Here is a 26,544-nt window from a genome sequence, read left to right as displayed (position 1 = left end):
CTTACCCGGCTTGCGGCGCCTGCTGGAAGCCGAAGGTCTGCGCTACGCTGGCATAGGCCAGCGGCTGCACGGCAATCTCCTTGGCTGCATGTAATATGGTCAGCTTGCCCCGCTGTTCTTCCAGCCACGCCAGCAAGGCGTCGTCGCTGGCTTGCCGGCCGTCGATGCGCAGCGCGGGCAGCACCTGGGCCATGTCGCGGTCATCCACCTGCGCGACGATGTCGCCGTGGCGCAAGATCAGCGCGCCGTTATCGCACCAATACGCTTGCTCGATCTGTTCCAGCGGCGCACCCGTCTGCAAGACAAAACCGTGCTGCGGGTCGCTGCGGGCGATGTAGGGCGTCGCTTCCAGATTCACGTACACGCGCTGCGGGCCATTCTGGAAAAACCAGCAACCGCGTTCGTCCTGGGCGTAATTGCGGTTGATAAAGCTCAACAGGGCGGCGTGGGCGATCTTGTCGCCCGGCAATTTTTGCTGTTGCGCCTGCTGGTCGCGCATGCGCCAGTGGCCGCGCGCGTCCAGGCCCAGCCAGCCGTAGCAGTGGGGCACGTTCGGCCATTTGGCCAGGGCCTGTTTGACGAGTTCATCCATGTGTAGCGTTTTCCGTGTGAGTGCGCGCATCGCCAGCGTGACAGGTTTGCGGCGCCGATGGCGCCGTGTTGCCGTCTTCAAAAAAATGTATCAGGCGCTGCGGCAGCCAGCGTGTGCTTCCCGGCAACTTGCCTACCGCAAAGCCGACGTGGCCGCCGTGGCGCGGATACTCGAGGGTGACCGTCGGCGCGGCGCTGCGCGGCAAGAAGCGTCCGGGCAGGAAAGGATCATTTTGCGCATTCAGTACCAGGGTCGGCACGGTGATGTCCGGCAAGACGTGCTTGGCGCTGGCGCGGTGCCAGTAATCGTCGGCGTCGCGGTAGCCGTGCAGGGGCGCCGTGACGACGTCGTCGAAGGCGTGCAAGTCGCGCGCGGCCAGCATGGCGTCGCGCGCAAACAGGCCGGGAAACTGTTCCAGCTTGGCCAGGCATTTCGGTTTCAAGGTGTTCAGGAACATGCGCGTGTAGAGCCGGTTGGCGCCGGAAGACAGGGCCTTGCCCCCTTGCGCCAGATCCAGGGGGGCGGACACGGCCGCTGCCGCGTCGACGAAATCGGCCTGGTGCTGCGACTGGCCCAGCCAGCACAGCAGGGCATTGCCGCCCAGCGAGACGCCGGCCGCGTAAAACTTGCCCGTGGCGCGCGGGCGCAGTGTGCGCACGACCCAGTCCACTTCCTGTGCATCGCCCGAATGATAAAAGCGCGGGGCCAGGTTGGCTTCGCCCGAGCAGCCGCGGAAATGCGGCACGGCGCCCGACCAGCCGCGCGCGGCCACCTCGGCCATCAGGGCGCGCGCGTAATGGCTGTTCGACGAGCCTTCCAGGCCGTGGAACAGCACCACGAAGGGCTGGCCCGGCTGGCCGTCGACCAGGTCGACGTCGACGAAGTCGCCGTCGGGCGCTTGCCAGCGTTCGCGGCGGAAGGCCACGGCCGGCTTGGCGAGGCACACGGCCGGATAAATCGTCTGCGCGTGGCCGCCAGGCAGCCAGAGCGGGGCAGTATAGGAAAGAGACAAAGACATCAGTGCAGGATCTGCGCCCCCGTGGCGTCGGCCGGCGCGCCGCCTGGCGCGATCGAGGCATGGTGCAGCACGATGCGCCAGCCGCGCGGCGTTTTCACGTACACATTCGTCGCCAGCAGATGCGCCGGACCGCCTTCTTCCTGGGTGACGCCTTCGATCACCGTGTGCACCGAACTCATCAGGTTATGAGTTTCATGCAGCTGCGCCGGCACGATGTGCAGGCCGCCGCCCGCCAGGATGGTTTCCCACGAGGCGCGGATGGCGGCATGGCCGATCAGGCGCGCGCCGCCCGGATGGATGCAGACGATCTCTTCATCGTCGGCCCACAGCGCCATCAGCGCTTCGAGGTCGGCGCGGTGCAAGGCATCGTAGAACGCCGCTTCGACTTCCGCGGCGCTGCCATTGAGTTCTTTCAGACGTTTCATGACGACTCCGGGCTGGTCGGTATAACTTGATACAAATAAAAACGGCGCGCTGGTGGCGCGCCGCTGGGCAGTTTTTTTAATGGTGGCCGGCGCTGGCGCCTTCCTTCAGGGTGTAGGCCGTGCCGCAGTACGGGCACTTGGCGATACCGTCCTTGTTGAATTCCAGGAACACACGCGGATGCGACGACCACAGCGGCATGGCCGGGTTAGGGCAGTGGGCTGGCAGGTCTTTACTGTCGAGTTCGACCGCTGGCTGGGTGGTTTTTGTCATCTTGTCATGCTCCGTGAGGCTGTATGGAAGGAAGTCGGCTGCTGCCAAAACCACGATTTTAACGGATTCAGGCAGACAGCAAAAATCATGGCTAAAATGGCGGCTCGATCATCTTCGGCTGCGGCGCGGGTTTTTACGGAAATATGGCAGCTGCAGCGCCACACTGACTGGATTTGCCTTGCCGGTATCGCCGTTGTCACCCTTGTCGCCACGCACCATTGTTGTGCAGTTACCACAGTACGCCTGCCGGAGCGCCGCGTGAACGCCGTCCTGGCCGCCAAGGACGACGCCCTGCTGAAAGATGCCTGGCGCGCCGGCCTGAACCTGGGTGCGCCCACCCTGCTGGGCATCGCCGCCTGGGGCATGGTGGTGGGCGTGGCCATGGTGAAAAGCGGCTTGACTGTAGCGCAGGCGGGGGCCATGACCCTGTTTGTCTTTGCCGGCTCGGCCCAGCTCGCATCCTTGCCGCTGCTGGCCGCGCATGCGCCCGTGTGGGTGATCTTCGCCACGGCCCTCGTCGTCAATTTGCGTTTTGTCATCTTTTCCGTGCTGCTGGCGCCCCATTTTTCCCATCTGCCGTGGCGCCAGCGCTTTGGGCTCGGCTATGTGGCGGGCGACATCACGGTGGGCCTGTTCCTGCAGCGCTATCCGCACGAAACGCCGGACCCGGCCAAGCTGCCTTTCCTGAAAGGCTTGATCTATCCCAACTGGCTGGCCTGGCAAATCGGTTCCTTCATCGGCATCGTGCTGGGCGCCGTCGTGCCGGCCGAATGGGGCTTGGGTTTTGCGGGCACCCTGGCGATCCTGTGCGTGACGGTGCCGCTGATCCTCAGCCGCGCGGCCCTGTGCGGCGTGCTGGTGGCGGGTGCGGTGGCCGTGCTGGCCTATGGCCTGCCATATAAACTGGGCTTGCTGGTGGCCGTGCTGGTGGGCATGGTCAGCGCCATGGCCGTGGAAGAATTGACAGAGAAATGGACAAAACGCCATGTTTGACGGCATAGACTGGGGCAGGGCCGACGTGTGGATCGCCATCGCCGTGCTGGTGGTGGCGACAGCGGCCACGCGCAGCACCTTTTGGCTGATCGGCCATCACATCACCATTCCGCGCCGCGTGGGCGAGATGCTGCGCTATGCGCCGGCCTGCGCGCTGGCCGCCATCATCGCGCCCGACATGCTGATGGAGGGGCAGCAGGTGCACTTCGAATTGTCGAATTTGAAACTCTTGTCCGGTATTGCCGCCACGCTCTTTTTTGTGATTCGCCGCAATATGCTGCAAACCATCGTGTTTGGCATGCTGGTTTTCACGGGCTTGCGACTGTTGCACGTTTTTCAGTAAAGCAGGACAAATCGGGGATTTGCTCTGGTCATTGCGGTAAAATAGCGCACTTCCTTCCACTCGTCATCTGGATCGCCATGTCAGCTGTTCTCAACTTCATCCGTCTGCAAGATTTGATCGCCCAAAATGCACTGCAAGGCAAGCGCGTGTTTATCCGCGCCGACCTGAATGTCCCGCAAGATGACAGTGGCAAGATCACCGAAGATACGCGCATCCGCGCCTCGGTGCCGGCCATCCGCGCCGCGCTGGACGCTGGCGCCGCCGTCATGGTGACGTCGCACCTGGGCCGCCCGACGGAAGGCGAGTTCAAGCCGGCCGACAGCCTGGCGCCCGTGGCGGCACGCCTGTCCGAGCTGCTGGGCCAGGAAGTTGCATTGAAACAAAACTGGGTCGATGGCGCCGGCCTGGAAAACCTGGCTGCCGGCCAGGTCGTCCTGCTGGAAAACGTGCGCGTCAACAAGGGCGAAAAGAAAAACAGCGATGAGCTGGCGCAAAAAATGGCCAAATTGTGCGATATCTACGTCAATGACGCGTTCGGTACGGCGCACCGCGCCGAAGCGTCCACGCACGGCATCGCCAAGTTCGCGCCCGTCGCCTGCGCCGGCCCGCTGCTGGCCGCCGAACTCGATGCATTGGGCAAGGCGCTGCACGCGCCAGCCCGTCCGCTGCTGGCCATTGTTGCTGGTTCGAAAGTATCGAGCAAGCTGACCATCCTGAAAGCCCTGTCCGACAAGGTCGATAACCTGATCGTCGGCGGCGGCATCGCTAACACCTTCATGAAAGCTGTCGGCTTGAATGTCGGCAAGTCGCTGGTGGAAGCGGAACTTGTCGAGGAAGCGAAAGCCATCATCGACATCATGGCCAAGCGCGGCGCGCAAGTGCCGATTCCCGTCGATGTCGTGTGCGCCAAGGAATTCTCGCCCACGGCCGTTGCCACCGTCAAGGACGTGGCCGACGTGGCGGACGACGACATGATCCTCGATATCGGCCCGAAAACGGCCGCCTTGCTGGCGCAGCAAATCGGCGCCGCCGGCACCATCGTGTGGAACGGCCCCGTCGGCGTGTTCGAATTCGACCAGTTCGGCAACGGCACCAAGACCCTGGCCTTGGCCATTGCCGATTCGAAAGCTTTCTCGATCGCTGGCGGTGGCGACACCCTGGCGGCGATTGCCAAATACGACATTACCGATAAAATCAGCTATATCTCGACGGGCGGCGGCGCTTTCCTGGAGTTCCTGGAAGGCAAGACTTTGCCCGCCGTTGAAATCCTGATGCAACGCGCCGCTTAAGGCGCTACCGTCAGCAATTCAGTACCAAGCGCAGCCTGATCGCTGCGCTTTTACCTTGCCGGGCGGTTCAGCCGCCAGGTCTTGCTCACCTTCGCTCGCGCACAAGGACTCCTATGCCACGCGGTACAAAAATCGTAGCAACAATCGGCCCCGCTTCCACCGACTTCGATATCCTGGTGAAGATGATACGCGCGGGCGTCGACGTGGTGCGCTTGAATTTTTCCCACGGCAAGGCGCAAGACCATATCGACCGCGCGGCGCTGGTGCGCCTGGTGGCGGCCGAGTGCGGCCGCGAAGTGGCCATCATGGCCGACATGCAAGGGCCGAAGATTCGCGTCGGCAAGTTTGAAAATTCCCGCATCCAGCTGGAAGCGGGCGACAAGTTCATCCTCGACGCCAAGTGGGGCGAAAACGGCGAACTGGGCAACCAGGAGCGTGTCGGTCTCGACTACAAGGCCCTGCCGCGCGACTTGCACAAGGGTGACGTGCTGCTGCTGAACGACGGCCTCATCGTGCTGATCGTCGAACGCATCCACGGCAGCGAAATCCACACCACCGTCAAGATTGGCGGCGAGTTGTCGAACAACAAGGGTATCAACCGCCAGGGCGGCGGCCTGTCCGCGCCCGCGCTGACGGCCAAGGATATGGAAGATATCAAGACGGCCATGAGTTTCCAGGCCGACTATCTGGCTATTTCCTTCCCGAAATGTGCGACCGACATGGAAATGGCGCGCCAGCTGGCCAATATCGCCGGCGAACCGTACCACCACAAGCCGATGATGATCGCCAAGATCGAGCGCGCGGAAGCCATTCCTGCCCTGCAAGAGATTCTCGACGCGTCCGACGGCATCATGGTGGCGCGCGGCGACCTGGCGGTCGAGGTGGGCAATGCGGCCGTGCCGGCCTTGCAGAAACGCATGATCAAGATGGCGCGCGCGTCGAACAAGATTGCCATTACGGCAACTCAGATGATGGAATCGATGATCGTCAACGCCGTGCCGACCCGCGCGGAAGTGTCCGACGTGGCCAATGCCGTGCTCGATGGCACGGACGCCGTCATGACGTCGGCCGAAACGGCCTCGGGCAAGTACCCGATCGAGACGGTGGAAATGATGGCCGCCATCTGCGTGGAAGCGGAACAGTCCGAATACAACAAGCTCGATGCCGATTTCCTCAACGTCACGTTTACCCGCATCGACCAGTCGATCGCGTATGGCGCGCTGTTCACGGCCCATCACCTGCGCGTCAAAGCCATCGTGGCACTGACGGAATCCGGTTCCACCGCCTTGTGGATGAGCCGCCACAGTATCGACACGCCGATCTACGCGCTCACGCCCAGTGTCACCACTTTGCGCAAAGCCGCGCTGTACCGCAATGTTCGGGCGTATCATCTGATGCAGAACGCCCCCAGCGCGCAAGTGCTGAAGCAGGCGGAAGAGCTGCTGGTGGCGCAGGGCATCGTCCGCAAGGGCGACATGATCGTCGTCACCTGGGGCGAGCCGATGGGGCAGGTGGGCGGCACGAATGCCTTGAAGATTGTGAAGGTAGGCGAATTCGAGTAAAAACTGCCCAGGGCGTTGTTGCATTGCCTAGTTGTACTAGTTGTACTGCCTTCGGCAACGCGCCTAGCCCTGAGCAGTTTGTTGGACGTTCTAATTTAGTTGAAAGAATTCAGGCGCCGCCGCGGTTATTGACCACCGCGAAGCGCCGCAACGGTTTCTATTGTTATCTGGAGTATTACCATGTCTCTCGTATCCATGCGTCAACTGCTGGACCATGCTGCCGAAAACGGTTATGGCATTCCTGCTTTCAACGTCAATAACCTGGAGCAAGTGCAAGCCATCATGGCTGCCGCCGATGCGCTGAACAGCCCGGTGATCATGCAAGCGTCCGCTGGCGCGCGCAAGTACGCCGGTGAAGCGTTCCTGCGCCACCTGATCGACGCGGCCGTCGAAGCGTATCCGCACATTCCTGTCGTCATGCACCAGGATCACGGCCAGTCGCCGGCCGTCTGCATGGCCGCCATCCGCTCGGGTTTTACTTCCGTGATGATGGACGGTTCGCTGGAAGCGGACGGCAAGTCGGTCGCTTCCTACGAATACAACGTGGAAGTGTCGCGTGAAGTGGTGAAATTCTCGCACGCCATCGGCGTGACGGTGGAAGCGGAACTGGGCGTGCTCGGTTCGCTGGAAACCATGAAGGGCGACAAGGAAGACGGCCACGGCGCCGACGGCACCATGACCCGCGAGCAACTGCTGACGGACGTGGCGCAAGCGGCCGATTTCGTGCAGCGCACCCAGTGTGACGCCCTGGCGATCGCCATCGGCACCTCGCACGGCGCGTACAAGTTTACCCGCAAGCCGACGGGCGACATCCTGGCCATCGACCGCATCAAGGAAATCCACGCGCGCATCCCGAACACCCACCTGGTGATGCACGGTTCGTCGTCGGTACCGCAGGAATTGCTGGCCATCATCCGCGAATTTGGCGGCGACATGAAGGAAACCTACGGCGTGCCAGTCGAGGAAATCCAGGAAGGCATCCGTCACGGCGTGCGCAAGATCAACATCGACACCGACATCCGCCTGGCGATGACGGCTGCCGTGCGCAAGTATCTGTTCGAGAACCCGTCGAAATTCGACCCGCGCGACTTCCTGAAGCCAGCCCGTGCCGCCGCCGAGCAAATCGTGCGCGCGCGCATGCAGGCGTTCGGCTGCGAAGGCCAGGCGTCGAAAATCAAGGTCATCACGATGGAAAAAATGGCCGAGCGCTACAAGGCCGGCGAGCTGTCGCAAATTGTGAAGTAAAATTCTGTCTGGAACGGGCCGGAAGCAATGCTCCGTGCCCGATTTTCTCGACCGGCGGGCACCCCCTGCCTGCCGGTTTCGTTTCATCCAACTATTCCCCCGCTATGAACAGCCTCTATCAGACTTCCATCCACTCCCTGCCATTGCTGGGCCACGGCAAGGTCCGCGACAACTACGCCGTTGGCGACGACAAGATCCTGATCGTCACCACGGACCGCCTGTCGGCCTTCGATGTCGTCATGAACGAGCCTATCCCCGGCAAGGGCAAGGTCCTCAACCAGATGAGCGATTTCTGGTTCGAGAAACTGGGCCACATCGTGCCGAACCACCTGACCGGCGTGGCGCCGGAATCCGTGGTGGCGCCAGAGGAAGTGGAGCAAGTGCAAGGCCGCGCCGTGGTGGCCAAGCGTTTGAAACCGATCATGGTCGAGGCGGTCGTGCGCGGCTACATCATCGGTTCGGGCTGGAAAGATTACCAAGATACGGGCAGCATCTGCGGCATCGCCTTGCCAGCGGGCTTGCAACAGGCGGAAAAACTGCCGGAGCCGATCTTCACCCCGGCAGCCAAGGCCGAGCTGGGCGAGCATGACGAAAACATCAGCTTTGCTGAAATGGAAGAGCGCATCGGTGCCGAGCTGGCCGCCAAGATGCGCGACGTCGCCATTGCCCTGTACAAGACGGCTGCCGAATATGCGGCCACGCGCGGCATCATCATCGCCGACACCAAGTTCGAATTCGGCCTGGACGACAATGGCGTCATGCATCTGATGGATGAAGTGCTGACGGCCGACTCGTCGCGCTTCTGGCCTGCCGATTCCTACCAGCCAGGCATTTCGCCTCCGTCGTTCGACAAGCAATTCGTGCGCGACTACCTGGAAACGTTGACCTGGGGCAAGACCGCGCCGGCGCCGGCGCTGCCGGCCGACGTCATCGAAAAAACCCAGGCCAAGTACTTCGAAGCCATCGAACGCCTGACGGGCGAGAAGCTGAAGGCCTGAGATGAGCGAGCACAATAAGCCGCTGGTCGGCGTCATCATGGGGTCGTCCTCGGACTGGGACGTGATGCAGAATGCGGTTGCCATCCTGAAACAGTTTGGCGTGCCGTACGAAGCGCAAGTCATTTCCGCGCACCGCATGCCCGACGATATGTATGCGTACGCGAAAAGCGCGCGCGCGCGCGGCTTGCGCGCCATCATCGCCGGCGCCGGCGGCGCGGCCCACCTGCCTGGCATGGTGGCAGCGATGACCATCGTGCCCGTGCTGGGCGTACCCGTGCCATCGAAATACTTGCGTGGCGAAGACTCCATGCTGTCCATCCTGCAAATGCCCAAGGGCGTGCCGGTCGCCACTTTCGCCATCGGCGAAGCGGGCGCGGCGAATGCGGCGCTGACGGCCGTGGCGATGCTGGCCGCTAATGACGATGTCCTGGCCGAAAAGCTGGAAGCTTTCCGTACCACGCAAACGGCCGCCGCCAAGGCCATGGTCTTGCCTGATTAATATGTTTGAAAAATAATGAATAGTAAATCGACTTCCCCATTGCTGCCTGCCGCCCATCCACCGGCATGGCTGGGCGTGATGGGCGGCGGCCAGCTCGGCCGCATGTTTGCCCAGGCCGCACAAGGCATGGGTTACCAGGTGGCCGTACTGGAACCATCCGACGCCTGCCCTGCGGGGCAGGTGGCGCAGCGCCTGGTCCATGCCGCATATGATGATGTCGCCGGTCTCGACGCCCTGGCGGCGCAATGCCTGGCCGTCACCACGGAATTCGAGAACGTGCCGGCCGACAGCCTGTCGCGCCTGGCCGAACGGGTATTCGTGGCGCCGGATGCGCACGGCGTGTCAGTGGCGCAAGACCGCATCGCGGAAAAACGTTTCTTTGTCGACTGCGCCGCCAAGTCCGGCGTGCTGCCGGCGCCGCATAGGGTCATCGCCACGCAGGACGATATCGACGCCATCGGCGACGACTTGCTGCCGGGCATCTTGAAAACCGTGCGCATGGGCTATGACGGCAAGGGCCAGTTCCGCGTGCGCACGCGTGACGAGGTGCGCGCCGCCTTTGCGGAAATGGGCGAGGTAACTTGCCTGTTGGAAAAAATGTTGCCGCTGGCGTATGAAGTGTCCGTGCTGACGGCGCGCGGCCTGGATGGCGAATCGGTCGTGTATCCGATCGCTGAAAACGTGCACCGCGACGGCGTCCTGTTTACCACTACCGTGCCGGGCCCGAACGTGTCGGACGACTGCGCCGCCAGGGCGCAGCGGGCGGCGCAAGCCATGGTCGCCGAACTCGGTTATGTCGGCGTGCTGTGCATCGAATTTTTCGTGCTGGACGACGGCAGCCTGGTGGTCAATGAAATGGCGCCCCGTCCCCACAACAGCGGCCACTACACGATGGACGCCTGCGTCACCAGCCAGTTCGCGCAGCAGGTGCGGGCCATGGCGCGTCTGCCGCTGGGCGACGTGCGCCAGCATTCGCCGGCCGTGATGCTCAACATCCTGGGCGATGCCTGGTTTGCCGGCGACAGCGATGTTGCCTGCGAACCGGCGTGGGACCAGGTGCTGGCGCTGCCGGGCGCGTGCCTGCACCTGTATGGCAAGGACGACCCGCGCCGTGGCCGCAAGATGGGCCACCTGACCTTCATCGCTGCCACCTTGCAAGAGGCGCAGCAGCGCCTGCGCGACGCTTGCCTGATCCTGGGAATCGCGCCGTGAGCGTACTTGCACACGATCTGGCAGCGGCCGCTGCCGTGCTGGAAGGGGGCGGCCTCGTCGCTTTCCCGACGGAAACGGTGTATGGCCTGGGCGCCGATGCGGAAAACCCGGCCGCCGTGGCGCGCATCTACGAAGCCAAGGGCCGGCCTTCGGACCATCCCGTGATCGTGCACGTGGCGCCTGGCGCCGACTTGGCGCACTGGTCCGACGATATCCCGCCCGAAGCGCAGCAACTGGTGGCTGCCTTCTGGCCCGGTCCGCTGACCCTGATCGTCAAGCGCGCCGCGCATATTCCCGATGCCGTGTCCGGCGGCCAGGATACGGTGGGCTTGCGCTGCCCGTCGCACCCGGTGGCTATCGCATTGCTACGCACCTTCAAGGGCGGCAAGGGCGGCCTGGCGGCGCCGTCGGCAAACAAATTCGGCAATGTCAGCCCCACCACGGCGCAGCACGTGCGCGATGAATTCGCGGCGGAACTCGCCAGCGGCTTGCTGGGCCAGGTCCTCGACGGCGGACAGAGCGATGTCGGCATCGAGTCGACCATCGTCGATTTGTCGCGCCTGGCCACGCATGGTCCCGTGTTGTTGCGTCCCGGCCATATCAGCAGCGAGCAGATCGCCGCCGTCATCGGTCGCGCACCGGCCGTGGCGGACGCGGCCGCGCCGCGCGCCTCGGGCACCCTGGAATCGCATTACGCACCGCACACGCCTGTTGCGATGCAGCACAGCGACGACGTGCGCGCCACCTTGAACCGCCTGCTCAATGACGGGCGCCGCGTGGCCCTGATCCACTACTCGGATCTGCCGCCGGCCAGCGCCAGCGTGCGCCTGACAGCGACCCCGGAAAATTACGCACATGCGCTGTATGCCTCGCTGCGCACGATGGACCAGGTCGGCGCCGAGCTGATACTCGTCGAAGCACCGCCCACCGGCCCTGCGTGGCTGGGCGTGAACGACCGTCTGCGGCGTGCCGCCTTCGGCTCAAGTGGTATCTTGCAGCAATTTCTGCCCGCATAATAAAAGCCCCGCAAGGGGCTTTTTCTTGATGCAGCGCAATAGAGATGCTTGCCACGAAACATCTTATATCCTCCATAATTCAGCGGATCGCCCGGTCGTGACGGGGCGCTGGCGGTGTTGTTATTTCGTTGATTTTTAAAACATATTTTCTATACAAGCCTGAGGAACGATGGCATATTAGTTGGGTAGCGAATAGCACGCCCGTTCGTTTAGAAACCAGAAAAAAGACCGAGGAGACAAAATGCATCAAACAAAATTCGCGCTGGCCGTGCTGGCTGCGGCTGTCCTGGCAGGTTGCGGCGGCGCCAGTGGCGGTGATCAAGCCTTGAAAGTCAAATACACGGCGCAGGTGTCGTTCGGCGACAGCCTGTCCGATGTCGGTTCGTATGCCGTCGCCGGCGTGGCGGTGAGCGGTGGCGGCAAATTCACCATCAATGGCGACAATACCAAGATCAATCCTGAACTGACGGGCAAGAACTGGACCGAGCACCTGGCCGCGCAATTCGGCTTGCCGGCGCCATGCGCCGCCGAAACGGGCCTGGAAGGCAGCATTCCCTCCCTGCAGGCTCCGCGCGTCAAGCATGCGGGCTGCTTCGGCTACGCCATGGGCGGTTCGCGCGTCACCAACCCGGTCGGCCCGAACAACAAGTTGGCGGGCGGTGCGCTGGGCGCCCTGACCGTGCCCGTGGTGACGCAGATTGCGAACCACCTGGCCGTTTCCGGCGGCAAGTTCAGCGGTACGGAAGCCGTCTTCGTGATGGCGGGCGGTAACGACGTGCTGTTCCTGCTGGGCGACTTGCAAGCGAAGGCCACTGCTGCTGGCCAGACGGCTGGCGCGGCTGCCGGTGCCGCTGCTGGCGCGAAAGCCTTTGCCTCCAATCTGGTTGCTGCCCTGGCAGCGCGCGCCGCCAACCCTGCCACGGCAGCGCAAGCCATCGGCGCGGCCGTGGCGGCCGCCGCTGCGGCGCCTGGCGCCACGTCAGCATCGATCGTGGGCGCTGCCGTGACCGCTGCCGCCACCGCCGGCGATACGGCGGTCGCTTCGCCAGCCGTGTATAGCCCGCTGGTGACCAAGGCGCAAGCCGATGCGACGGTCACCGGCAACGCCGCCGGTGCCGCTGCCGGCGCCAAGGCTGGTGCCGATTACGCCGCGGCGAATGGTCCTGCACTGGTTGGTGCCATGAAACAGGCTGGCACCGAGCTGGTGGCGCTGGTCAAGGATCAGATCATTGCCAAGGGCGCCAACTATGTGGTGGTCAACAACCTGCCTGACGTGGCCGGTACACCATCGGGCCTGAGCAAGGATGCCAATACCAAGGCGCTCATCAATGCCATGGTCAGCGCCTTCAACGGAGAGCTGAGCGGGGGCTTGAACGGCAACGCGAAAGTCTTGCTGGTCGACGTGTTTGCCGTCAGCCATGACCAGGGCGTCAATCCTGGCCCGTATGGCTTGACCAATGTCAGCGAGACGGCGTGCGACCTGACGCCAGCGAAGAATTTCCTGGGCAGCTCGCTCGTGTGCAATGGCACGAACCTGAAAGCGGGCGACGTCAGCCACTACTCGTATGCCGACGATGTGCACCCTACGCCGTTCAACAACCTGTTGCTGGCCCGTTATGTGGCCAAGGACATGGTCGTGCGGGGCTGGCTGTAAGGGAGGGCCGCGCCAGCTGCATCCCCGCGATGTGGCTGGCGCTGGCAGCGACAAGACTGGATAGCGGGGCTATCCGCACATAATGAATCAGGAGACAAGATGAAGAATCGTTTGAATACCGCTGTACGCGTGCTGGCCGCGGCCGCCGCGATGGCCATGGCGACGGGCGCTTCGGCGCAAAGCGCAGGCACCTGGATGGCCAAGGCTGGCCTCAACAAGATCACGCCGCACGTGGAAAGTGGCGACATTTCCGCGCCAGCATTGCCGGGCACGAAAGCCGACGTCAAGTCGGATACCAAGCCCATCCTGACCTTTGCCTACATGATCACGGACAATGTTTCCGCTGAAATGATTTTGGGCGTGCCGTACAAGCATGACCTGATCGGCGCCGGTTCCATCAAGGGCACGGGCAAGCTGGGGACGGCGGAAGCCTTGCCGCCGACGGCCTTCATCCAGTACCGTTTCTTCCAGCCCAATGCGATGATCCGCCCATACGTGGGCGCGGGCTTGACGTATGCCTATTTCCAGAAGGAAAAAGGCTCGGGCCAGATGACGGCCTTGCTGGATCCGGGTGGAAAACCAGTGACGTACCGCATGGACAACAAGCTGACAGGCAGCCTGGTGGTCGGCAGCACCCTGGCCTTCAACGAGCGCTGGTTTGCCGATGTGGCCGTGGTCAAGACTTACCTGAAAACCAAGGCGAAATTCTCCACCGGGCAGACGCAGGACATCAAGCTCGACCCGGTCGCCGTGAGTATCAGCATCGGGTATAACTTTACCCTGTAAAACAAAAAATCCGCCTCGGCGGATTTTTTTTTGTCCCGCTCAGGCTGGCGGTGTATTGAACTTACCATTGTGGAAGATCAAGGGCGGCTGCGCGGCAAACGCGCATTGTTCCACTTCGCCCACGAAAATGACGTGGTCGCCTTCCGGATAGCGGCTGCGGTTGTGGCATTCGAACCAGGCCGATGCGCCTTTCAGGATGGGCTGGCCCGTGCGCGACAGTTCGTATTCCACGTCGTCGAAGGGATTCGGCGTGCGGCGTGAAAAGCGCGTGGCCAGTTCCGCCTGGTCGGCACCCAGCACATTGATGACGTAATGCGAGTTGCCGCTGAAAATGGGCATGCTGTTCGCCACGGAACCGAGGCTCCACAGCACCAGGGGCGGCGACAGCGAGACGGAATTGAAGGAACTGGCCGTCAAGCCGCGGAAACTGCCGTCGGCCAGGCGCGTCGTAATGACCGTCACGCCGGTGGCAAACTGCGACAGTGCCTGGCGGAAATGTGTCGTATCGAATTCTTGCGCGGGCGCGCGGGGAGAGCGTGTGTTCATGGGTGACCTGTCTATTTGCTGACATTATGCCAAAAATCGGCCATGCCAGCGCAATCGTGGCCGGCATGCCCGTATGTGCGGTGTCCCACGCGCCGTTTCAAGCGGCGCTGCAAGCCATGGCGCTTTGCGTTACAGTGGTGAAATGATAAGTCGCAGCAGCGTTGCGGGAGGACATCATGAATCAACAGACGGAAGTGGCGGTATTCGGCGGTGGCTGTTTCTGGTGCCTCGCCGCCGTGTATGGGGAAGTGCGCGGCGTGACGCGCGTCGAGTCCGGCTACACGGGCGGCGGCGTGCCCCATCCCAGCTACGAACAGGTTTGCAAGGGCGACACGGGCCACGCGGAAGTGGTGCGCCTGGAATTCGATCCTGCCATCATCGCTTACCACGACTTGCTGGAAATCTTTTTCACGCTGCACGACCCCACCACCTTGAATCGCCAGGGAAATGATGTCGGTACGCAATTTCGCTCCGTCATCTATTACCAGTCGGCCGCGCAGGAAAGCGTGGCGCGCAAGGTGCTCGCCGAAATGGCCGGCGTGTGGGATGCGCCCATCGTCACGCAGCTGGCGCCGGCCGCCACCTTTTATCCGGCCGAGGATTACCACCAGAATTATGTCGAGCAGCATCCCTTGCAGGGCTATTGCGCCCTCGTCGTCGCGCCCAAGGTGGAGAAATTCCGCGCCATGTACGCGGGCCGCCTGAAGTAAGACGGCCCCGCGCGCCTGTCAGGGCGCGAGCACGGGCGCCGGCCTTGTTTCCTGCGTATTCTCTTGCGCATACATGTAGTTGCGCGACCAGGGCAGGGTGGACGAGCGCCGGCCTGCCTTCACGCAGACGATCTGGTACAGGCTGATCAGGTCTTGCTCGAAGGCATAGGCGCAGCCGGCCAGGTAGACGTGCCAGATGCGGAAGCGCCGTTCGCCCGCCAGCGGACGGATCTGCTCGGCATGGGCTTCGAAATTCTCCGTCCACAGGGCGCAGGTGCGCGCATAGTGGCGGCGCAGGTTTTCCACGTCCAGCACTTCCAGTCCCCCCTGCTGCATGGTTTTCAAGACATTGCCGATGTGCGCCAGCTCGCCGTGCGGAAATACATACTTTTCGATGAACTCGCCGCCGCCATACGGCGTTTCGCCATTGTCCGGGTCGGTCGAGGTGATGCCGTGGTTCATCGCCATGCCATCGGGCGCGAGCAGCTTGTGGATGATGGAAAAGTAGTCGGGCAAGTGTTTCAGGCCCACGTGCTCGAACATGCCCACGCTGGTGATGCGGTCGAACTGGCCCGTGACGTCGCGGTAGTCTTGCAGGCGGATATCGATCAAGTGGGCCAGGCCGGCCGCCGCCACGCGTTCGCGCGCCAGCGCGTACTGGTTTTCCGACAGGGTCACGCCCACGCAGCGGGCGCCATATTGCTGCGCGGCACGAATCACGAGCGCGCCCCAGCCGCAGCCGATGTCGAGCAGGGTCTGGCCCGGCTGCAGCTGAATTTTCTTCAGGATATGGTCGATCTTCTTGACTTGCGCCTGCGCCAGGGTTTCATCGCCGTGTTCGAAATACGCGCAGGAATACACGAGGGCGGGGTCGAGAAATTGTTCATAGAACGCGTTCGACACGTCGTAGTGGTAGCGGATGGCTTCGGCATCCTTGCTCTTGTCGTGCGTAAAGCTGCGCACGATGCGGGCCAGTTTGCCTTCCGGCTTCAAGGTCGTGCGCGCCAGGGCATTGCAGATGGAAATCATGTCCATCGCCGTACCCTTGACCTCGATATTGCCTTCCACATAGGCCGAGCCCAGGTTGGCCAGCGACGGGTTCAGCAGGTAGCGGGCCGAGGCGACGGTCGGCAGGCGGATGGTGACTCTGGGCGCTTCGCTGGACAGGTCGACATGCTGGCCGTTCCACAATTCTATGCGTAGCGGCAAGGCGGTCTTGCTGCGGATGCTGGCAATCCAGGACTTGAGTTGGTTTTGTACAAACAAAATGGCCTCCAATGAAGCGGCCGCCATGGCAACCGCAAATTGAGAAACAATGTCATTTAGTAACTTCTACCCTCATAGCCTACACCTATATTGACCAGCTTGCTTTGCGCCGCCTTGTCTATCCTGTTCAGGGTTGCAGGCGCTGCATGCTCCATTGCCCGTCAGCATCGCGGGTAAACACGATGCGGTCGTGGAAGCGCGAGCGGCGCCCCTGCCAGAATTCGATGCGTTCCGGCTGCAAGCGGTAGCCGCCCCAGTGGGCGGGGCGCGGCGGCTGCGCATCGCCGACGGCGGCGGCCACGGCCTCGTAATGGCTTTCCAGCTCGGCGCGGTTGGCGATGGGGGCGCTTTGTTGCGAGGCAATCGCCGACAGCCGGCTTTGCAGGGGGCGCACATTGAAATACTCGTCGCTCTCGGCCGCCGTGGTTTTCACCACCGTGCCCTCGATGCGCACTTGCCGCTCCAGCTCGCGCCAGAAGAACAGCAGGGCCGCGTGCGGATTGTGTTCGAGCTGCTGGCCCTTGTCGCTGTTGTAATTCGTGTACCAAGTGAAACCCCGTTCGTCGAACTGCTTGATCAGCACGATGCGCGAGCTGGGCTTGCCGTCGGGACTGACGGTGGACAAATCCATGGCATTCGGCTCCATCACCTGCGCGTGGACAGCCTCGGCAAACCATTTCTGGAACTGGGCGATGGGATCGGCCAGCACGTCCGTCTCGCTCAGGCTCGATTGCACGTAATCGGTGCGCATGGCCGCCAGCACGGCGGTCGCGTCCGGCGCTGCGGGGGCTTCCGGCGCATCGGGTGCGATGCCGCGGCGGCGCTGCATGGCCGTGCCCAGCTGCTCCATCTGTTGCGCGCTGAACAGGCGCTTGGCCATGGGCGCCAGATGGCCTTCTTCCTTGGCCATGTGGGCCTGGTAAGCGGCAACATAGTCGCGCACCCCGTCGGCGGATAGCTGCGTGCCCGTGCCGGCCGCGATGGCGTCCAGTGCCGGGCGCAGGGTCAGCCAGGCCTGGTCCATGCGCTGGTGGTCGGCGAGGATTTCCGGCACCAGCGTGATCAGCAGGGCTGCATCGTCGCCCGTGGCCGTCGCCTGCAGCATGGGCATCAAGTCCTGCTCTTCATCGTCATGGTGCAGATGGGCCGCTTTATTGAAATATTGCAACACCGCCTTGGCCGCCTGCTGCGCGTCCGCCGTGTTGCCGTGCTGCGCCAGATGGCCCAGCAGGTTTTGCAGGGTCGTCAGCTGCTTGCGGATCTTGTCGTGGCAATGCTTGAGCACGGCGATGGGCTGGTCAAAGCCGGGAACGGAGTCGAACAGGGGAGAGGTCATGGCGAGTTCTCGTGGTGAGCGGTGTGGGGGCGCGGCGACAATTGCTCTTGTCGCTGTGTCAATTCGGCTATTTTAGAATATCCGCCAGCGCAGTGTCCGTTAAAATGGCGCCATGCATACCTCCACCAATGAACAAATTTCCATGGACTTGACCGAGATCGATTTTGAGCGGCGTTTCGGCGGCATTGCCCGCCTGTACGGCGCACCCGCTTTGGCGCGCTTTCGCGTCGCGCATGTGTGTGTGATCGGCGTGGGCGGCGTCGGTTCCTGGATCGTCGAAGCGCTGGCGCGCAGCGCCGTCGGCCGCCTGACCCTGATCGACCTGGATAATGTGGCCGAATCGAACATCAACCGCCAGATCCAGGCCATGAGCGACACCATCGGCAAGGCCAAGATCACGGCCCTGGCCGAACGCATCGAACTGATCAACCCGTTTTGCCAGATCACGCAGATCGAGGACTTCATTACCCCCGATAATCTGGAGCAGTTGCTGGGCGGGCGCGATTTCGACTACCTGGTCGACGCCATCGACAATGCCAAGGCGAAAGCGGCCGTGATCGCGTATTGCCGCGCGCGCAACATTCCCATGCTGACCATCGGCAGCGCGGGCGGGCAGACGGACCCGACACTGATCGCCGTGCGCGACTTGTCGAAGACGGAACAGGAACCGCTGCTCAAGCGCGTGCGCAAATTGTTGCGTACGGAATATGGTTTCCCCCGTGGCGTGAAAAACAAATTCAATGTCGATGCCGTGTTTTCCATGGAACCGCTGAGCACGCCCGAGAGCGCGGAAGCGTGCGCCATCGACGGCAGCGCGCCCGCCGGCGTCACCGGCCTCAATTGCGCCGGCTTCGGTTCCAGCGTGGTGGTGACGGCCAGCTTCGGCATGGTGGCGGCCGCCCATGCGCTGAAAAGCTTGCGCCAGGACAAAGTTGCTGAAGTGCCAGCGCCAATGCCGGTGCCGGACGCCGCCTGAGTCACGCTGCTTAAATCAGCTTCCTGCTGGCCAGGATGCGGTAGTCGCCGCTGCTTTTCAGCGATTCCACCAGCACCAGTTCGTCCGCCTGCCAGGCGATGGGCGCGAAATCCTCGATGGCCGGCGGCGGCGCCTGGCGCGCCAGGGTCACGTGCGGCGTAAAGCGGTCGTGCTCGAAGCGCGGCGCCAGCCCTTGTTCCGCCAGACGCTGCATGCAGGCCGCGCGCAAGTCGAGCAAGGCGGGCGAGGGCCGCGCCAGGGCGGCCCAGGCCAGCGCCAGCTGCGTAAAATGGCTGGCGTGATCGACCAGCAGGGGCATGGCATGCGCCGGCATGTGTTCCAGAATATCCAGCAGGGCGGGCAGCTCGCTGGCGGGGCGCTGTCCCAGGAACGCCAGGGTCAGGTGCAGCTTGTCCGCGCGCACGGGCTTGCCTTCCAGGCGCGCCTGCCAGGCGGCCAGGGCCAGGCGCGTGGCCGCGTCGGGCCATAGCGCGTAAAACAGGCGGGGGCAATGGGCATCGGGCGACAAGTTTTTCCTATCGTTGCGGCGGTTTGCTATTATTGGCGTTCCCTGCCGGTTCGCTGGCGCAGGGACCTCACCGAAACTCACTGAAAGAATACATCATGACGCGTAGCTCCGTTTTGTTTGCCCTGATCTGCTCCGTCGCCGCGTCGCTGGCGCAGGCACAGGCGCCAGCGCCTGTTCCCGCCTCCGCCGTCTCGCTGAGCCCCGGCCCTGTCGCCGATAAATTGATCTTGATCGACAACAAGGTCGGCACGGGCAAGGAAGCGTCCGCAGGCAACAACGTCACCGTGCACTACACGGGCTGGCTGTACCGTCCGCTGGCGAAAGATTCGCGCGGCAAGAAGTTCGACAGCTCCGTGGGCCGTGGCCCGTTTGACTTTCCGCTCGGCAAGGGCATGGTCATCAAGGGCTGGGACCAGGGCGTGGCCGGCATGAAAGTGGGCGGCAAGCGCACCCTGATCATTCCAGGCGAACTGGCCTACGGCCCGCGCGGCGCCGGCAATGGCGACATTCCGCCGAACTCGGCACTGATCTTCGATGTGGAATTGCTGGACGTGAAGTAATTGTTCAGTTTGGCGGCGGCGCATGCTCGCGCCGCCGCCATCGGCACGTAACAAAATGTTCAGGGCTAGGCGCATTGCCGAAGACAGTACGAAAGTACGGCAAGGCATTGCAACAACGCCATGAACTTTTTGTTCAGTGTCTTGAAACGCGGTAGACTGGGGTTTCTTGAAATAGCGGAGCTTCCTTCCATGAACATCGCCAACGACGTCACTGAACTGATCGGCAACACCCCCCTGGTGCGCATCAACCGCATCGCCGCCGGCAGTGTGGCCACCATCCTGGCCAAACTCGAATTCTATAATCCCGCGCACAGCGTCAAGGACCGCATCGGCCTGTCCATGATCGTTGCGGCCGAGGCCGCCGGCAAGATCCATGCCGACACCGTCATCGTCGAGCCCACCAGCGGCAACACGGGCATCGCGCTGGCCATGGTGTGCGCCGCGCGCGGCTACCGCTGCACCCTCGTCATGCCCGACACCATGAGCCGCGAACGGCGCATCCTGCTGCGCGCTTACGGCGCCGAGCTGGTGCTCACGCCCGGCAGCGAAGGCATGCTGGGCGCCATCCGCAAGGCTGAGGAACTGGTGGCGGCCGACCCGCGCTACCTGATGTTGCAGCAATTCAATAACCCCGCCAATCCCGCCATCCACCGCGCCACGACGGCCGAGGAAATCTGGCGCGATACGGATGGGCAAGTGGACATCGTCGTCGCCGGCGTGGGCACGGGCGGCACGATCACGGGCATCGGCGAAGTGTTGAAGGAACGCAAGCCTGGCCTGCAAATGATCGCCGTGGAACCGGAAGCGTCGCCGATGCTGTCGAAGGGGACCAAGGGACCGCACCCGATCCAGGGCATCGGCGCCGGCTTCGTGCCGCAAATCCTGAATACGGCCATTTACGACGAAATCATTTGCGTCAAGAACGACGACGCGTTCGCCACGGCGCGCCTGGCCGCCAGCGATGAAGGCTTGCTGGTCGGCATCTCGTCCGGCGCCGCCCTGTGGGCCGCCCTGCAAGTGGCGCGCCGTCCGGAAAACGCGGGCAAGACCATCGTCACCATCATCCCGTCGTTTGGCGAGCGCTACTTGAGCACTGCTCTGTACGCAGGCCTGGGCGACTGATTCAACAGCAGCGGCAGGGCTATCCTTTCCGCCAGCGCCCGGTTGCCCGCGTCGCCCGGGTGCAGGTGGTCGCCCGAGTCGTAGGCGGGCAGCAGGCGCAGCGGGTGCGCGGGGTCGCGCGCCCACGCGTCGAAGTCGAGCACGGCGTCGAACGTGCCGCTGGCGCGTATCCACGCATTGAGTTGCTGGCGCAGCGCATCTTTATCAGGCTGATAATAATCGCTCAGAGGCGTGCCGGGCAGGGCGCCTGCGAATGGCGTCAGGGTGGCGCCGACCACGCGCACGCCGCGGCTGCGGGCCTGGGCCACCAGCTGGGCGTAGCCGCTGCTCAGTTCCTCCAATGTCGGCCGTTGCTCCCGTGGCGCAAACGCCGTGCCGGGCCAGCTGATGTCATTGATCCCCAGCAAGACGACGACCGTGCGCACGCCCGGCTGCGCCAGCACGTCGCGCTCGAAGCGCGCCAGGGCATTGGTTCCCATGCCGTCGGACAACAGTCGCGCACCGGAAATACCCGCATTGATCACGGCCACGCCCTGCGGCGCCAGGCGTTCGGCCAGGAAATCGGGCCAGCGCGCATCCATCCCCAGGCTGGCGCTGGCGCCATCGGTGATCGAATCTCCCAGGATGGCCACGGCTTGCGCGGCTGGCGCCGCTTCCACCTGGATGGCGCTCAGTAAAAGGCGCGCCGTGGTGGTGTGCACGCCGGGAGAGTCATCGATGCGCGGAGCCTGCGTCTGGTCCTGCGGGGCGATCCACGCCGTCTCGCGGCCATCCCAGTGAAACGTGGAAGTCGGGCTGGCTTGCGGCAGGTGGATGCTCACCGTCAGCCGGGCCAGGTCCGGCACGGGCAGGTCGACGGGGTCGCTGACGAGCGGCGCGCCCGGCGCCACGCTGGCCGAGGGTTGGCCGGAAAACGTGAGCGTGCGCAGGCTGCCCGCGTCGATGGCCGAACCGGAAGCGGCCAGGGCCACGGTGGCCGCGCCGATGCGCAGCGGCACCTTGCCATACGCATTCGACAGCACGATGCGCACGCGCGGGCCGCCCACGCTGAGGCGCGCTACCTGGCGCACGGTGTGCCCGTGCAGCACGGCGGGCACATTGCTGGGGAACAGGAAATCGGTGCTCCACACGGCTTGCGGGCTGGCCGTCCAGCTGGCCAGCCAGGCGGTGTCCGCATTGGCGGCCTGGACAGGGCTTGTGCCGAGTGCCAGGCTCAGCAGGGCGGCGGGGAGGATGGAAAATCGTTGCATGGCGGCTCGCTTCATCAAGGGGAATGTCCGCATGATGCAAGCAACGCCATTTATGCACTAGACTATCTTATCGAAGAACATTTATGAGTTGAATTCACAATGGCCAGACTGGAAGTGAATCGTTCCGGCGAGCTGGAAGTGTTTGTGCGCGTGGTCGAGCTGGGCGGCTTTTCCGCCGCCGCGCGCGTTTGCGGCATGACGCCATCGGCCGTCAGCAAGCTCGTCTCGCGGCTGGAAGAGCGCCTGGGCGCGCGCCTGCTGAACCGCTCCACGCGCCAGCTGCAGCTGACGGCCGAGGGCTGCGGCCTGTACGAACGGGGCATGCAGGTGCTGGCGGCCCTGGACGAGGCCGAGCGCTGCGCCAGCGTGCAGGATGCGCCGCGCGGCAAAATACGCGTGAATGCGAACGTGCCGTTCGGCCAGCATTTTTTGTTGCCGCTGGCGCCGCTGTTTCTCGAACGCTATCCGCAGGTGACGCTCGACATCGTGCTCACGGATGCCGTGGTCGATATCCTCGAGCAGCGCACGGACGTGGCCGTGCGGGCCGGCCCCCTGAAAAGTTCCAGCCTGCTGGCGCGCAAGCTGGGCCAGACGCGCATGGCCATCGTGGCATCGCCAGGCTACCTGGCGCGGCGCGGCACGCCGCTGCTGGCGGCCGACCTGGCGTCGCATAACCTGCTCGACGCCAATTACGCGCGCGCCCGCTCGGGCTGGCCGCTGCGCTTGCCCGAGGGCGACGTCGTCGTGCCGGTCACCGGCAATGCGCAGGCCAGCGATGGCGAAGCCTTGCGGCAACTGGCGCTGGCGGGACTGGGATTGGCGCGCCTGGCCGCCTTCCAGGTGCGCGGCGATATCGCGGCGGGCCGTTTGCAGGCCGTGCTGGAAGCGTTCAACCCGGGCGACAGCGAGGACGTGCATGCCGTCTTCGTGGGGCAAGGCGGGCATGTGCCGCTGCGCGTGCGCGCTTTGCTCGATTTCCTGGCGGAGAACGTCGACCTGGACTGAGGGTATCCAGGCGCATTAGGCTACAGGCGGACACGGCCGCGCAGTACAATATCGGACGGGCCGCAATGGTTCGGCCCGTATCGTGCCTTTGAATGGAAATATGTTCCTGGTAAAACCTGAACGCCGCCGCCTGCTGCAGGTGGGCGCAACCGTGGCTGTCATCGCGCTGGGCCTGGCCTCGCGCGCCTATCCCCAATTCCTTCCCGCTGCATTGGGCAAATATCCGGGCGACGCCCTGTGGGCCATGATGATCGTCTTTGCGCTGGGCATCATTGCCACGCGCATGCGCACGTGGCAACTGGCCTTATGGTCTCTGCTGATCTGCTTTGCCGTGGAATTCGGCCAGCTGTACCAGGCGCCGTGGATCGTCGAGCTGCGCGCGCATCCGCTGGGACACCTGGCGCTGGGTTCCACCTTCGGCTGGGGTGATTTGATCGCCTACACGGCCGGCGTGGCCGTGGCGGTGATCATCGACAAGCTGGCGCTGTTCAAGCGCCGCTAGCCTTATTTCACGTTACCTTCAGCATCGCGCAGTTCCACGGGCGCCAGTTTGAGCTTGCTCAATTGCGGGGCGATCTTCGCCTTGTCGCCCACGCCGATGACGATCAGCTTTTCTGGCTGCAGGTATTTTTTCGCCACCTGCTGCACCTGCTTGTCCGTCACGCTGGCAAAGCGCTGCGGCAAGGTCGTGTAATAGTCGAGTCCCAGGCCGTAGATGTACGCGTTCGCCATGCTGGCGCTGATGCTGGCGTTCGTGTCGAACTGGCCCGGCAGCGACAGCACTTGCGAGTTGCGCGCATTCGCCAATTCCTTGCTGCTCAGGGGCTTGGCGATCATGGCGCGCAATTCCTTGACGGTTTCCGACACGGCCGGGCCCGTCACATCGGTGCGCACGCTGGCGGCAATTGAGAACGGTCCAGGCTGATTGCGGTACTGGAATTGCGAGCGCACGCCATACGTGTAGCCCTTTTCTTCGCGCAAGTTGGTGTTCAGGCGGCTGGTAAACAAGCCGCCCAGCGCCGCGTTCATCACTTGCAGCGGCGCGTAATCGGGCGTGGCGCGCGGCACGGCGATGGCGGACAGGCGCACGGCCGTTTGCGGTGCGCCCGGCTTGTCGACCAAGATCAGTTTTGCCTTCGTCGTCTGCGGCGTGGCGGCCACGGACTGCGCCACGGTGCCTGCCTTCCAGCTGCCGAACTTCGCTTCGGCCAGCGCCTTCAATTCCGCTTCGCCGATATCGCCTGAAACGATCAGCGCCGCATTGTTCGGCAGGTAATGCTGCTGCCAGAACGCTTGCAGGTCGGCGCGGCTGGCCGCCTTCAGCGCCGCTTCCGTGCCCAGCTGGATGTAGCCGTACGGATGTTGCGGGCCATACAGGGCCGCCGCTTCCACGCGGGCCGCCACGGCACCCGCGTTTTCGCGCTGCTGCGCCAGCTGTCCGATGCGGCTGGCGCGCTGGCGCTCCACCTCTTCTTGCGGGAATTGCGGGTGCAGCACCACGTCGGCCAGCACGTCGAGCGCTTGCGGGAACGTGGCTTTGAGCGATGTCAACTGGGCAAACGAGGCATCCGTGCCGGAACCGGTGCTCAGCAGGGCGCCCAGTTGCGCCACATCGTCGGCGATCTGCGGCGCGCTGCGCGTGGCAGTGCCTTCCTGCAGCAATTGCGCCGTAAAGCTCGACAAGCCCGGCTGCGCCGGCGGATTGGCGCCCGAGCCGCTCTTGATCACCAGCTGGCTGGAAACGAGCGGCACGGCCCCGTTGTAGTGGTGGATCACGGTCAGGCCGTTCGCCAGGGTGAACGACTTGCCTTGCGGTAGCACAATCTTCGGTGCGGGACCGGCCTTCGGCACGGCATTGCGCCATGGCTCGTCCGCATTGATGGCCGTGCCTGGCGCAGGCTTGACCTTGCCCGGCGCCGGCGTCGGCACTTCCGCGCCAAGGTCCGGCTTGCCCGGCACGCCGTAGACGACGACGCGCGACTGGTTTTTCAGGTAGGTATCCACGGCGCGCTGCACGCCGGCCGCCGTCACCTGGCGGTAGCGCTCGATATCCTTGGCCAGGTAGCCGGGGTCGCCCAGGTACTGGTTGTATTCGTTGAGCAAGTTGGCCACGCCGCGCCCGCCCATTTTTTCCACCTGGCTCAGCATGGTGGTCTCGATGCTGTTGCGCGCCCGTTCCAGTTCCTTCTCGGTGGGGCCCTTGGCGCGCAATTGCTCCAGCTCCACTTGCAGCGCTTGCTCGATTTCCTCGGGCTGGTGGCCGGGGCGCGCCGTCGCGTCGATGGTGAAGATGGACGTGAGGGCATTCGATCCCTGGCTGGCACCCACGTCCTGGGCGATCTGCTTGTCGTACACGAGCGATTTGTACAGGCGGCTGGACTTGCCGCCGGCCAGGATGTGCGCCGCCATCGACAGTTCCGCGTCATCCTTGGTGTAGGCGGACGGCGTCAGCCAGGCCATGAAGACGCGCGGCAATTCGACCCGGTCCTGCACCACGATGCGGCGTTCCTGCGTGATGGGCGGCGTCACGACAGCGGGTTTCGGCACGGCCGGGCCGCTCTTGAAGCTGCCGAAGTATTTGTTGACCAGTTCCTTGGTCTTCGCCTTGTCGATATCGCCGGCGATCACCAGGCTGGCATTGTTGGGGCCATAGTATTTGGTGAAGAAATCCTTGATGTCGGCCAGTTTCGCGTTCTGGATGTCCGCGTGCGAACCGATGACGCTGGCGTAATACGGATGGGTCTTGGGAAACAGCTGGTGGTACAGGGCTTCCTGCACGATGCCGTACGGCGCATTTTCCACGCTCTGGCGGCGCTCGTTGCGCACCACGTCCTGCTGGTTCGTCAGGGCCGTCTGGTCGAGCACGTCCAGCAGGTAGCCCATGCGGTCGGAATGTGTCCACAGGGCCAGTTCCAGCTGGTTCGACGGCACCGTGTCGAAATAATTGGTGCGGTCGAAATCCGTGCTGCCGTTCGAATCCGTGGCGCCCGCGCCTTCGAGCAACTGGTCGGCCATGCCGCGCGGCACGTGCTTGGTGGCGGCAAACATCATGTGCTCGAACAAATGCGCAAAGCCCGTCAAGCCCGGCGCTTCATTGGCCGGTCCCACGTGGTACCAGATATTGACGGCCGTGACGGGCAATTTATGGTCTTCCACGAGAATGACGTCCAGGCCGTTCGGCAAGGTGTATTTTTCGTAGGCGATATGCGGCACGGCCGTCGCGCCCAGGGGCGCCGTCGTGGCGGCCTTGGCGGCATCGGCGGCGTGGGTCAGGCTCAGGGGAGCGCCGTACAGCGACAGCAGCAGGGCGGGGAGGGCCAGCAATTTGATCGGTTTCATGC

At 63.6% G+C, this 26,544-nt stretch carries 27 protein-coding genes; 17 read left to right on the top strand and 10 right to left on the bottom strand.

What is annotated here, in order from left to right:
• Position 1: 1 nt before the first annotated feature.
• The 4 genes from O0879_RS16775 to O0879_RS16760 form a co-directional block, all read right to left on the bottom strand.
• The gene (locus O0879_RS16775; RefSeq protein WP_289917580.1) at positions 2–592 is read right to left on the bottom strand and encodes a DUF2946 family protein; all 591 of its coding nucleotides are present in this window, start codon (positions 590–592) and stop codon (positions 2–4) included.
• Positions 585–1,610 (bottom strand): alpha/beta fold hydrolase, encoded by a 1,026-nt coding sequence (locus O0879_RS16770; RefSeq protein ID WP_289917579.1) that lies wholly within the window; start codon positions 1,608–1,610, stop codon positions 585–587. The genes O0879_RS16775 and O0879_RS16770 overlap by 8 nt, the downstream gene beginning before the upstream one ends.
• On the bottom strand, positions 1,610–2,035 hold the full coding sequence (locus O0879_RS16765) for a nuclear transport factor 2 family protein (protein ID WP_034780622.1): 426 nt from the start codon (positions 2,033–2,035) through the stop codon (positions 1,610–1,612). Before O0879_RS16765 ends, O0879_RS16770 begins: the two co-directional genes overlap by 1 nt.
• Positions 2,036–2,111: 76 nt before the next feature.
• A complete protein-coding gene (locus tag O0879_RS16760; protein WP_034780619.1) occupies positions 2,112–2,306 on the bottom strand; it encodes a zinc-finger domain-containing protein in 195 nt (64 codons plus the stop codon).
• Between the two features lie 258 nt (positions 2,307–2,564).
• On the opposite strand from O0879_RS16760, the gene O0879_RS16755 reads away from it, so the two are divergent.
• The 11 genes from O0879_RS16755 to O0879_RS16705 all read left to right on the top strand — a co-directional run bounded on the left by O0879_RS16755 (position 2,565) and on the right by O0879_RS16705 (position 13,903).
• The gene (locus O0879_RS16755; RefSeq protein WP_289900146.1) at positions 2,565–3,299 is read left to right on the top strand and encodes an AzlC family ABC transporter permease; all 735 of its coding nucleotides are present in this window, start codon (positions 2,565–2,567) and stop codon (positions 3,297–3,299) included.
• Positions 3,292–3,642 (top strand): AzlD domain-containing protein, encoded by a 351-nt coding sequence (locus O0879_RS16750; protein ID WP_099666364.1) that lies wholly within the window; start codon positions 3,292–3,294, stop codon positions 3,640–3,642. The genes O0879_RS16755 and O0879_RS16750 overlap by 8 nt, the downstream gene beginning before the upstream one ends.
• A 77-nt stretch (positions 3,643–3,719) precedes the next feature.
• Complete coding sequence (locus O0879_RS16745; RefSeq protein WP_099666365.1) at positions 3,720–4,931, top strand: phosphoglycerate kinase; 1,212 nt, start codon at positions 3,720–3,722, stop codon at positions 4,929–4,931.
• 113 nt (positions 4,932–5,044) lie between these two features.
• Complete coding sequence (gene pyk, locus O0879_RS16740; RefSeq protein WP_289917577.1) at positions 5,045–6,493, top strand: pyruvate kinase; 1,449 nt, start codon at positions 5,045–5,047, stop codon at positions 6,491–6,493.
• A 180-nt stretch (positions 6,494–6,673) separates the two neighbouring features.
• Positions 6,674–7,738, top strand: coding sequence for a class II fructose-bisphosphate aldolase (fba, locus tag O0879_RS16735; protein ID WP_289903317.1), 1,065 nt, complete (start codon positions 6,674–6,676; stop codon positions 7,736–7,738).
• Between the two features lie 104 nt (positions 7,739–7,842).
• Entirely contained in the window at positions 7,843–8,736 is an 894-nt protein-coding gene (locus tag O0879_RS16730; RefSeq protein WP_099666367.1) for a phosphoribosylaminoimidazolesuccinocarboxamide synthase, read from the top strand.
• A 1-nt stretch (position 8,737) separates the two neighbouring features.
• The gene (purE, locus tag O0879_RS16725) at positions 8,738–9,235 is read left to right on the top strand and encodes a 5-(carboxyamino)imidazole ribonucleotide mutase (protein WP_289917575.1); all 498 of its coding nucleotides are present in this window, start codon (positions 8,738–8,740) and stop codon (positions 9,233–9,235) included.
• Positions 9,236–9,250: 15 nt separating this feature from the next.
• Positions 9,251–10,447, top strand: coding sequence for a 5-(carboxyamino)imidazole ribonucleotide synthase (locus O0879_RS16720; protein WP_289917573.1), 1,197 nt, complete (start codon positions 9,251–9,253; stop codon positions 10,445–10,447).
• Complete coding sequence (locus O0879_RS16715; protein ID WP_289917570.1) at positions 10,444–11,463, top strand: L-threonylcarbamoyladenylate synthase; 1,020 nt, start codon at positions 10,444–10,446, stop codon at positions 11,461–11,463. Before O0879_RS16720 ends, O0879_RS16715 begins: the two co-directional genes overlap by 4 nt.
• 241 nt (positions 11,464–11,704) lie before the next feature.
• Positions 11,705–13,117 (top strand): SGNH/GDSL hydrolase family protein, encoded by a 1,413-nt coding sequence (locus O0879_RS16710; RefSeq protein ID WP_289917567.1) that lies wholly within the window; start codon positions 11,705–11,707, stop codon positions 13,115–13,117.
• Between the two features lie 99 nt (positions 13,118–13,216).
• Positions 13,217–13,903 (top strand): OmpW family outer membrane protein, encoded by a 687-nt coding sequence (locus tag O0879_RS16705; RefSeq protein ID WP_180278678.1) that lies wholly within the window; start codon positions 13,217–13,219, stop codon positions 13,901–13,903.
• A gap of 39 nt (positions 13,904–13,942) precedes the next feature.
• Here the strand turns inward: O0879_RS16705 and O0879_RS16700 are convergent, their stop codons facing one another.
• Positions 13,943–14,449 (bottom strand): flavin reductase family protein, encoded by a 507-nt coding sequence (locus tag O0879_RS16700; RefSeq protein WP_077408668.1) that lies wholly within the window; start codon positions 14,447–14,449, stop codon positions 13,943–13,945.
• Between the two features lie 176 nt (positions 14,450–14,625).
• On the opposite strand from O0879_RS16700, the gene msrA reads away from it, so the two are divergent.
• Complete coding sequence (msrA, locus tag O0879_RS16695; protein WP_289903323.1) at positions 14,626–15,159, top strand: peptide-methionine (S)-S-oxide reductase MsrA; 534 nt, start codon at positions 14,626–14,628, stop codon at positions 15,157–15,159.
• A gap of 18 nt (positions 15,160–15,177) precedes the next feature.
• Here msrA and O0879_RS16690 read toward each other — a convergent pair whose 3' ends face one another.
• Positions 15,178–16,425 (bottom strand): cyclopropane-fatty-acyl-phospholipid synthase family protein, encoded by a 1,248-nt coding sequence (locus O0879_RS16690; protein ID WP_099668346.1) that lies wholly within the window; start codon positions 16,423–16,425, stop codon positions 15,178–15,180.
• A 127-nt stretch (positions 16,426–16,552) separates the two neighbouring features.
• Positions 16,553–17,761 (bottom strand): pyridoxamine 5'-phosphate oxidase, encoded by a 1,209-nt coding sequence (gene pdxH / locus O0879_RS16685; protein ID WP_289903324.1) that lies wholly within the window; start codon positions 17,759–17,761, stop codon positions 16,553–16,555.
• A 112-nt stretch (positions 17,762–17,873) separates the two neighbouring features.
• Here pdxH and O0879_RS16680 point away from each other — a divergent pair, with 112 nt between their 5' ends.
• Positions 17,874–18,737: a tRNA threonylcarbamoyladenosine dehydratase gene (locus O0879_RS16680; protein WP_289917565.1), complete on the top strand. Its 864-nt coding sequence runs from the start codon at positions 17,874–17,876 to the stop codon at positions 18,735–18,737.
• Between the two features lie 10 nt (positions 18,738–18,747).
• Here the strand turns inward: O0879_RS16680 and thpR are convergent, their stop codons facing one another.
• The gene (thpR, locus tag O0879_RS16675; RefSeq protein WP_289917563.1) at positions 18,748–19,266 is read right to left on the bottom strand and encodes an RNA 2',3'-cyclic phosphodiesterase; all 519 of its coding nucleotides are present in this window, start codon (positions 19,264–19,266) and stop codon (positions 18,748–18,750) included.
• Positions 19,267–19,361: 95 nt separating this feature from the next.
• Between thpR and O0879_RS16670 the strand changes: the two genes are divergently transcribed.
• Positions 19,362–19,826: an FKBP-type peptidyl-prolyl cis-trans isomerase gene (locus O0879_RS16670; RefSeq protein ID WP_077408663.1), complete on the top strand. Its 465-nt coding sequence runs from the start codon at positions 19,362–19,364 to the stop codon at positions 19,824–19,826.
• Positions 19,827–20,015: 189 nt separating this feature from the next.
• Positions 20,016–20,948, top strand: coding sequence for a cysteine synthase A (gene cysK / locus O0879_RS16665; protein ID WP_251350139.1), 933 nt, complete (start codon positions 20,016–20,018; stop codon positions 20,946–20,948).
• Here the strand turns inward: cysK and O0879_RS16660 are convergent.
• On the bottom strand, positions 20,909–22,198 hold the full coding sequence (locus O0879_RS16660) for an SGNH/GDSL hydrolase family protein (protein WP_289917561.1): 1,290 nt from the start codon (positions 22,196–22,198) through the stop codon (positions 20,909–20,911). The two genes, cysK and O0879_RS16660, sit on opposite strands and share 40 nt — an antisense overlap.
• A 99-nt stretch (positions 22,199–22,297) precedes the next feature.
• Between O0879_RS16660 and O0879_RS16655 the strand changes: the two genes are divergently transcribed.
• Positions 22,298–23,203, top strand: coding sequence for a LysR family transcriptional regulator (locus O0879_RS16655; protein WP_289917559.1), 906 nt, complete (start codon positions 22,298–22,300; stop codon positions 23,201–23,203).
• 100 nt (positions 23,204–23,303) lie between these two features.
• Positions 23,304–23,705 carry a DUF2809 domain-containing protein gene (locus tag O0879_RS16650; RefSeq protein ID WP_289917556.1) on the top strand — a complete coding sequence of 134 codons (402 nt, stop codon included), beginning with the start codon at positions 23,304–23,306 and terminating at the stop codon, positions 23,703–23,705.
• 2 nt (positions 23,706–23,707) lie between these two features.
• Here the strand turns inward: O0879_RS16650 and O0879_RS16645 are convergent, their stop codons facing one another.
• Entirely contained in the window at positions 23,708–26,542 is a 2,835-nt protein-coding gene (locus O0879_RS16645; protein ID WP_289917553.1) for a pitrilysin family protein, read from the bottom strand.
• Positions 26,543–26,544 lie beyond the last annotated feature (2 nt).

The organism is Janthinobacterium sp. SUN120 (genome assembly GCF_030397735.1).
GTDB lineage: Bacteria > Pseudomonadota > Gammaproteobacteria > Burkholderiales > Burkholderiaceae_D > Janthinobacterium > Janthinobacterium kumbetense.
Note: the sequence above shows the minus strand (reverse complement) of the source record. Positions and strands in the feature narration are given on the sequence as shown.

What these genes read in the sequence shown, in the direction of transcription:
- O0879_RS16775 (WP_289917580.1), bottom strand. Translation starts at nt 592, where the DNA reads ATGGATGAACTCGTCAAACAGGCCCTGGCCAAATGGCCGAACGTGCCC.
- O0879_RS16770 (WP_289917579.1), bottom strand. Translation starts at nt 1,610, where the DNA reads ATGTCTTTGTCTCTTTCCTATACTGCCCCGCTCTGGCTGCCTGGCGGC.
- O0879_RS16765 (WP_034780622.1), bottom strand. Translation starts at nt 2,035, where the DNA reads ATGAAACGTCTGAAAGAACTCAATGGCAGCGCCGCGGAAGTCGAAGCG.
- O0879_RS16760 (WP_034780619.1), bottom strand. Translation starts at nt 2,306, where the DNA reads ATGACAAAAACCACCCAGCCAGCGGTCGAACTCGACAGTAAAGACCTG.
- O0879_RS16750 (WP_099666364.1), top strand. Translation starts at nt 3,292, where the DNA reads ATGTTTGACGGCATAGACTGGGGCAGGGCCGACGTGTGGATCGCCATC.
- O0879_RS16745 (WP_099666365.1), top strand. Translation starts at nt 3,720, where the DNA reads ATGTCAGCTGTTCTCAACTTCATCCGTCTGCAAGATTTGATCGCCCAA.
- pyk (WP_289917577.1), top strand. Translation starts at nt 5,045, where the DNA reads ATGCCACGCGGTACAAAAATCGTAGCAACAATCGGCCCCGCTTCCACC.
- fba (WP_289903317.1), top strand. Translation starts at nt 6,674, where the DNA reads ATGTCTCTCGTATCCATGCGTCAACTGCTGGACCATGCTGCCGAAAAC.
- O0879_RS16730 (WP_099666367.1), top strand. Translation starts at nt 7,843, where the DNA reads ATGAACAGCCTCTATCAGACTTCCATCCACTCCCTGCCATTGCTGGGC.
- purE (WP_289917575.1), top strand. Translation starts at nt 8,738, where the DNA reads ATGAGCGAGCACAATAAGCCGCTGGTCGGCGTCATCATGGGGTCGTCC.
- O0879_RS16720 (WP_289917573.1), top strand. Translation starts at nt 9,251, where the DNA reads ATGAATAGTAAATCGACTTCCCCATTGCTGCCTGCCGCCCATCCACCG.
- O0879_RS16710 (WP_289917567.1), top strand. Translation starts at nt 11,705, where the DNA reads ATGCATCAAACAAAATTCGCGCTGGCCGTGCTGGCTGCGGCTGTCCTG.
- O0879_RS16705 (WP_180278678.1), top strand. Translation starts at nt 13,217, where the DNA reads ATGAAGAATCGTTTGAATACCGCTGTACGCGTGCTGGCCGCGGCCGCC.
- O0879_RS16700 (WP_077408668.1), bottom strand. Translation starts at nt 14,449, where the DNA reads ATGAACACACGCTCTCCCCGCGCGCCCGCGCAAGAATTCGATACGACA.
- msrA (WP_289903323.1), top strand. Translation starts at nt 14,626, where the DNA reads ATGAATCAACAGACGGAAGTGGCGGTATTCGGCGGTGGCTGTTTCTGG.
- pdxH (WP_289903324.1), bottom strand. Translation starts at nt 17,761, where the DNA reads ATGACCTCTCCCCTGTTCGACTCCGTTCCCGGCTTTGACCAGCCCATC.
- O0879_RS16680 (WP_289917565.1), top strand. Translation starts at nt 17,874, where the DNA reads ATGCATACCTCCACCAATGAACAAATTTCCATGGACTTGACCGAGATC.
- O0879_RS16670 (WP_077408663.1), top strand. Translation starts at nt 19,362, where the DNA reads ATGACGCGTAGCTCCGTTTTGTTTGCCCTGATCTGCTCCGTCGCCGCG.
- cysK (WP_251350139.1), top strand. Translation starts at nt 20,016, where the DNA reads ATGAACATCGCCAACGACGTCACTGAACTGATCGGCAACACCCCCCTG.
- O0879_RS16660 (WP_289917561.1), bottom strand. Translation starts at nt 22,198, where the DNA reads ATGCAACGATTTTCCATCCTCCCCGCCGCCCTGCTGAGCCTGGCACTC.
- O0879_RS16655 (WP_289917559.1), top strand. Translation starts at nt 22,298, where the DNA reads ATGGCCAGACTGGAAGTGAATCGTTCCGGCGAGCTGGAAGTGTTTGTG.
- O0879_RS16650 (WP_289917556.1), top strand. Translation starts at nt 23,304, where the DNA reads ATGTTCCTGGTAAAACCTGAACGCCGCCGCCTGCTGCAGGTGGGCGCA.
- O0879_RS16645 (WP_289917553.1), bottom strand. Translation starts at nt 26,542, where the DNA reads ATGAAACCGATCAAATTGCTGGCCCTCCCCGCCCTGCTGCTGTCGCTG.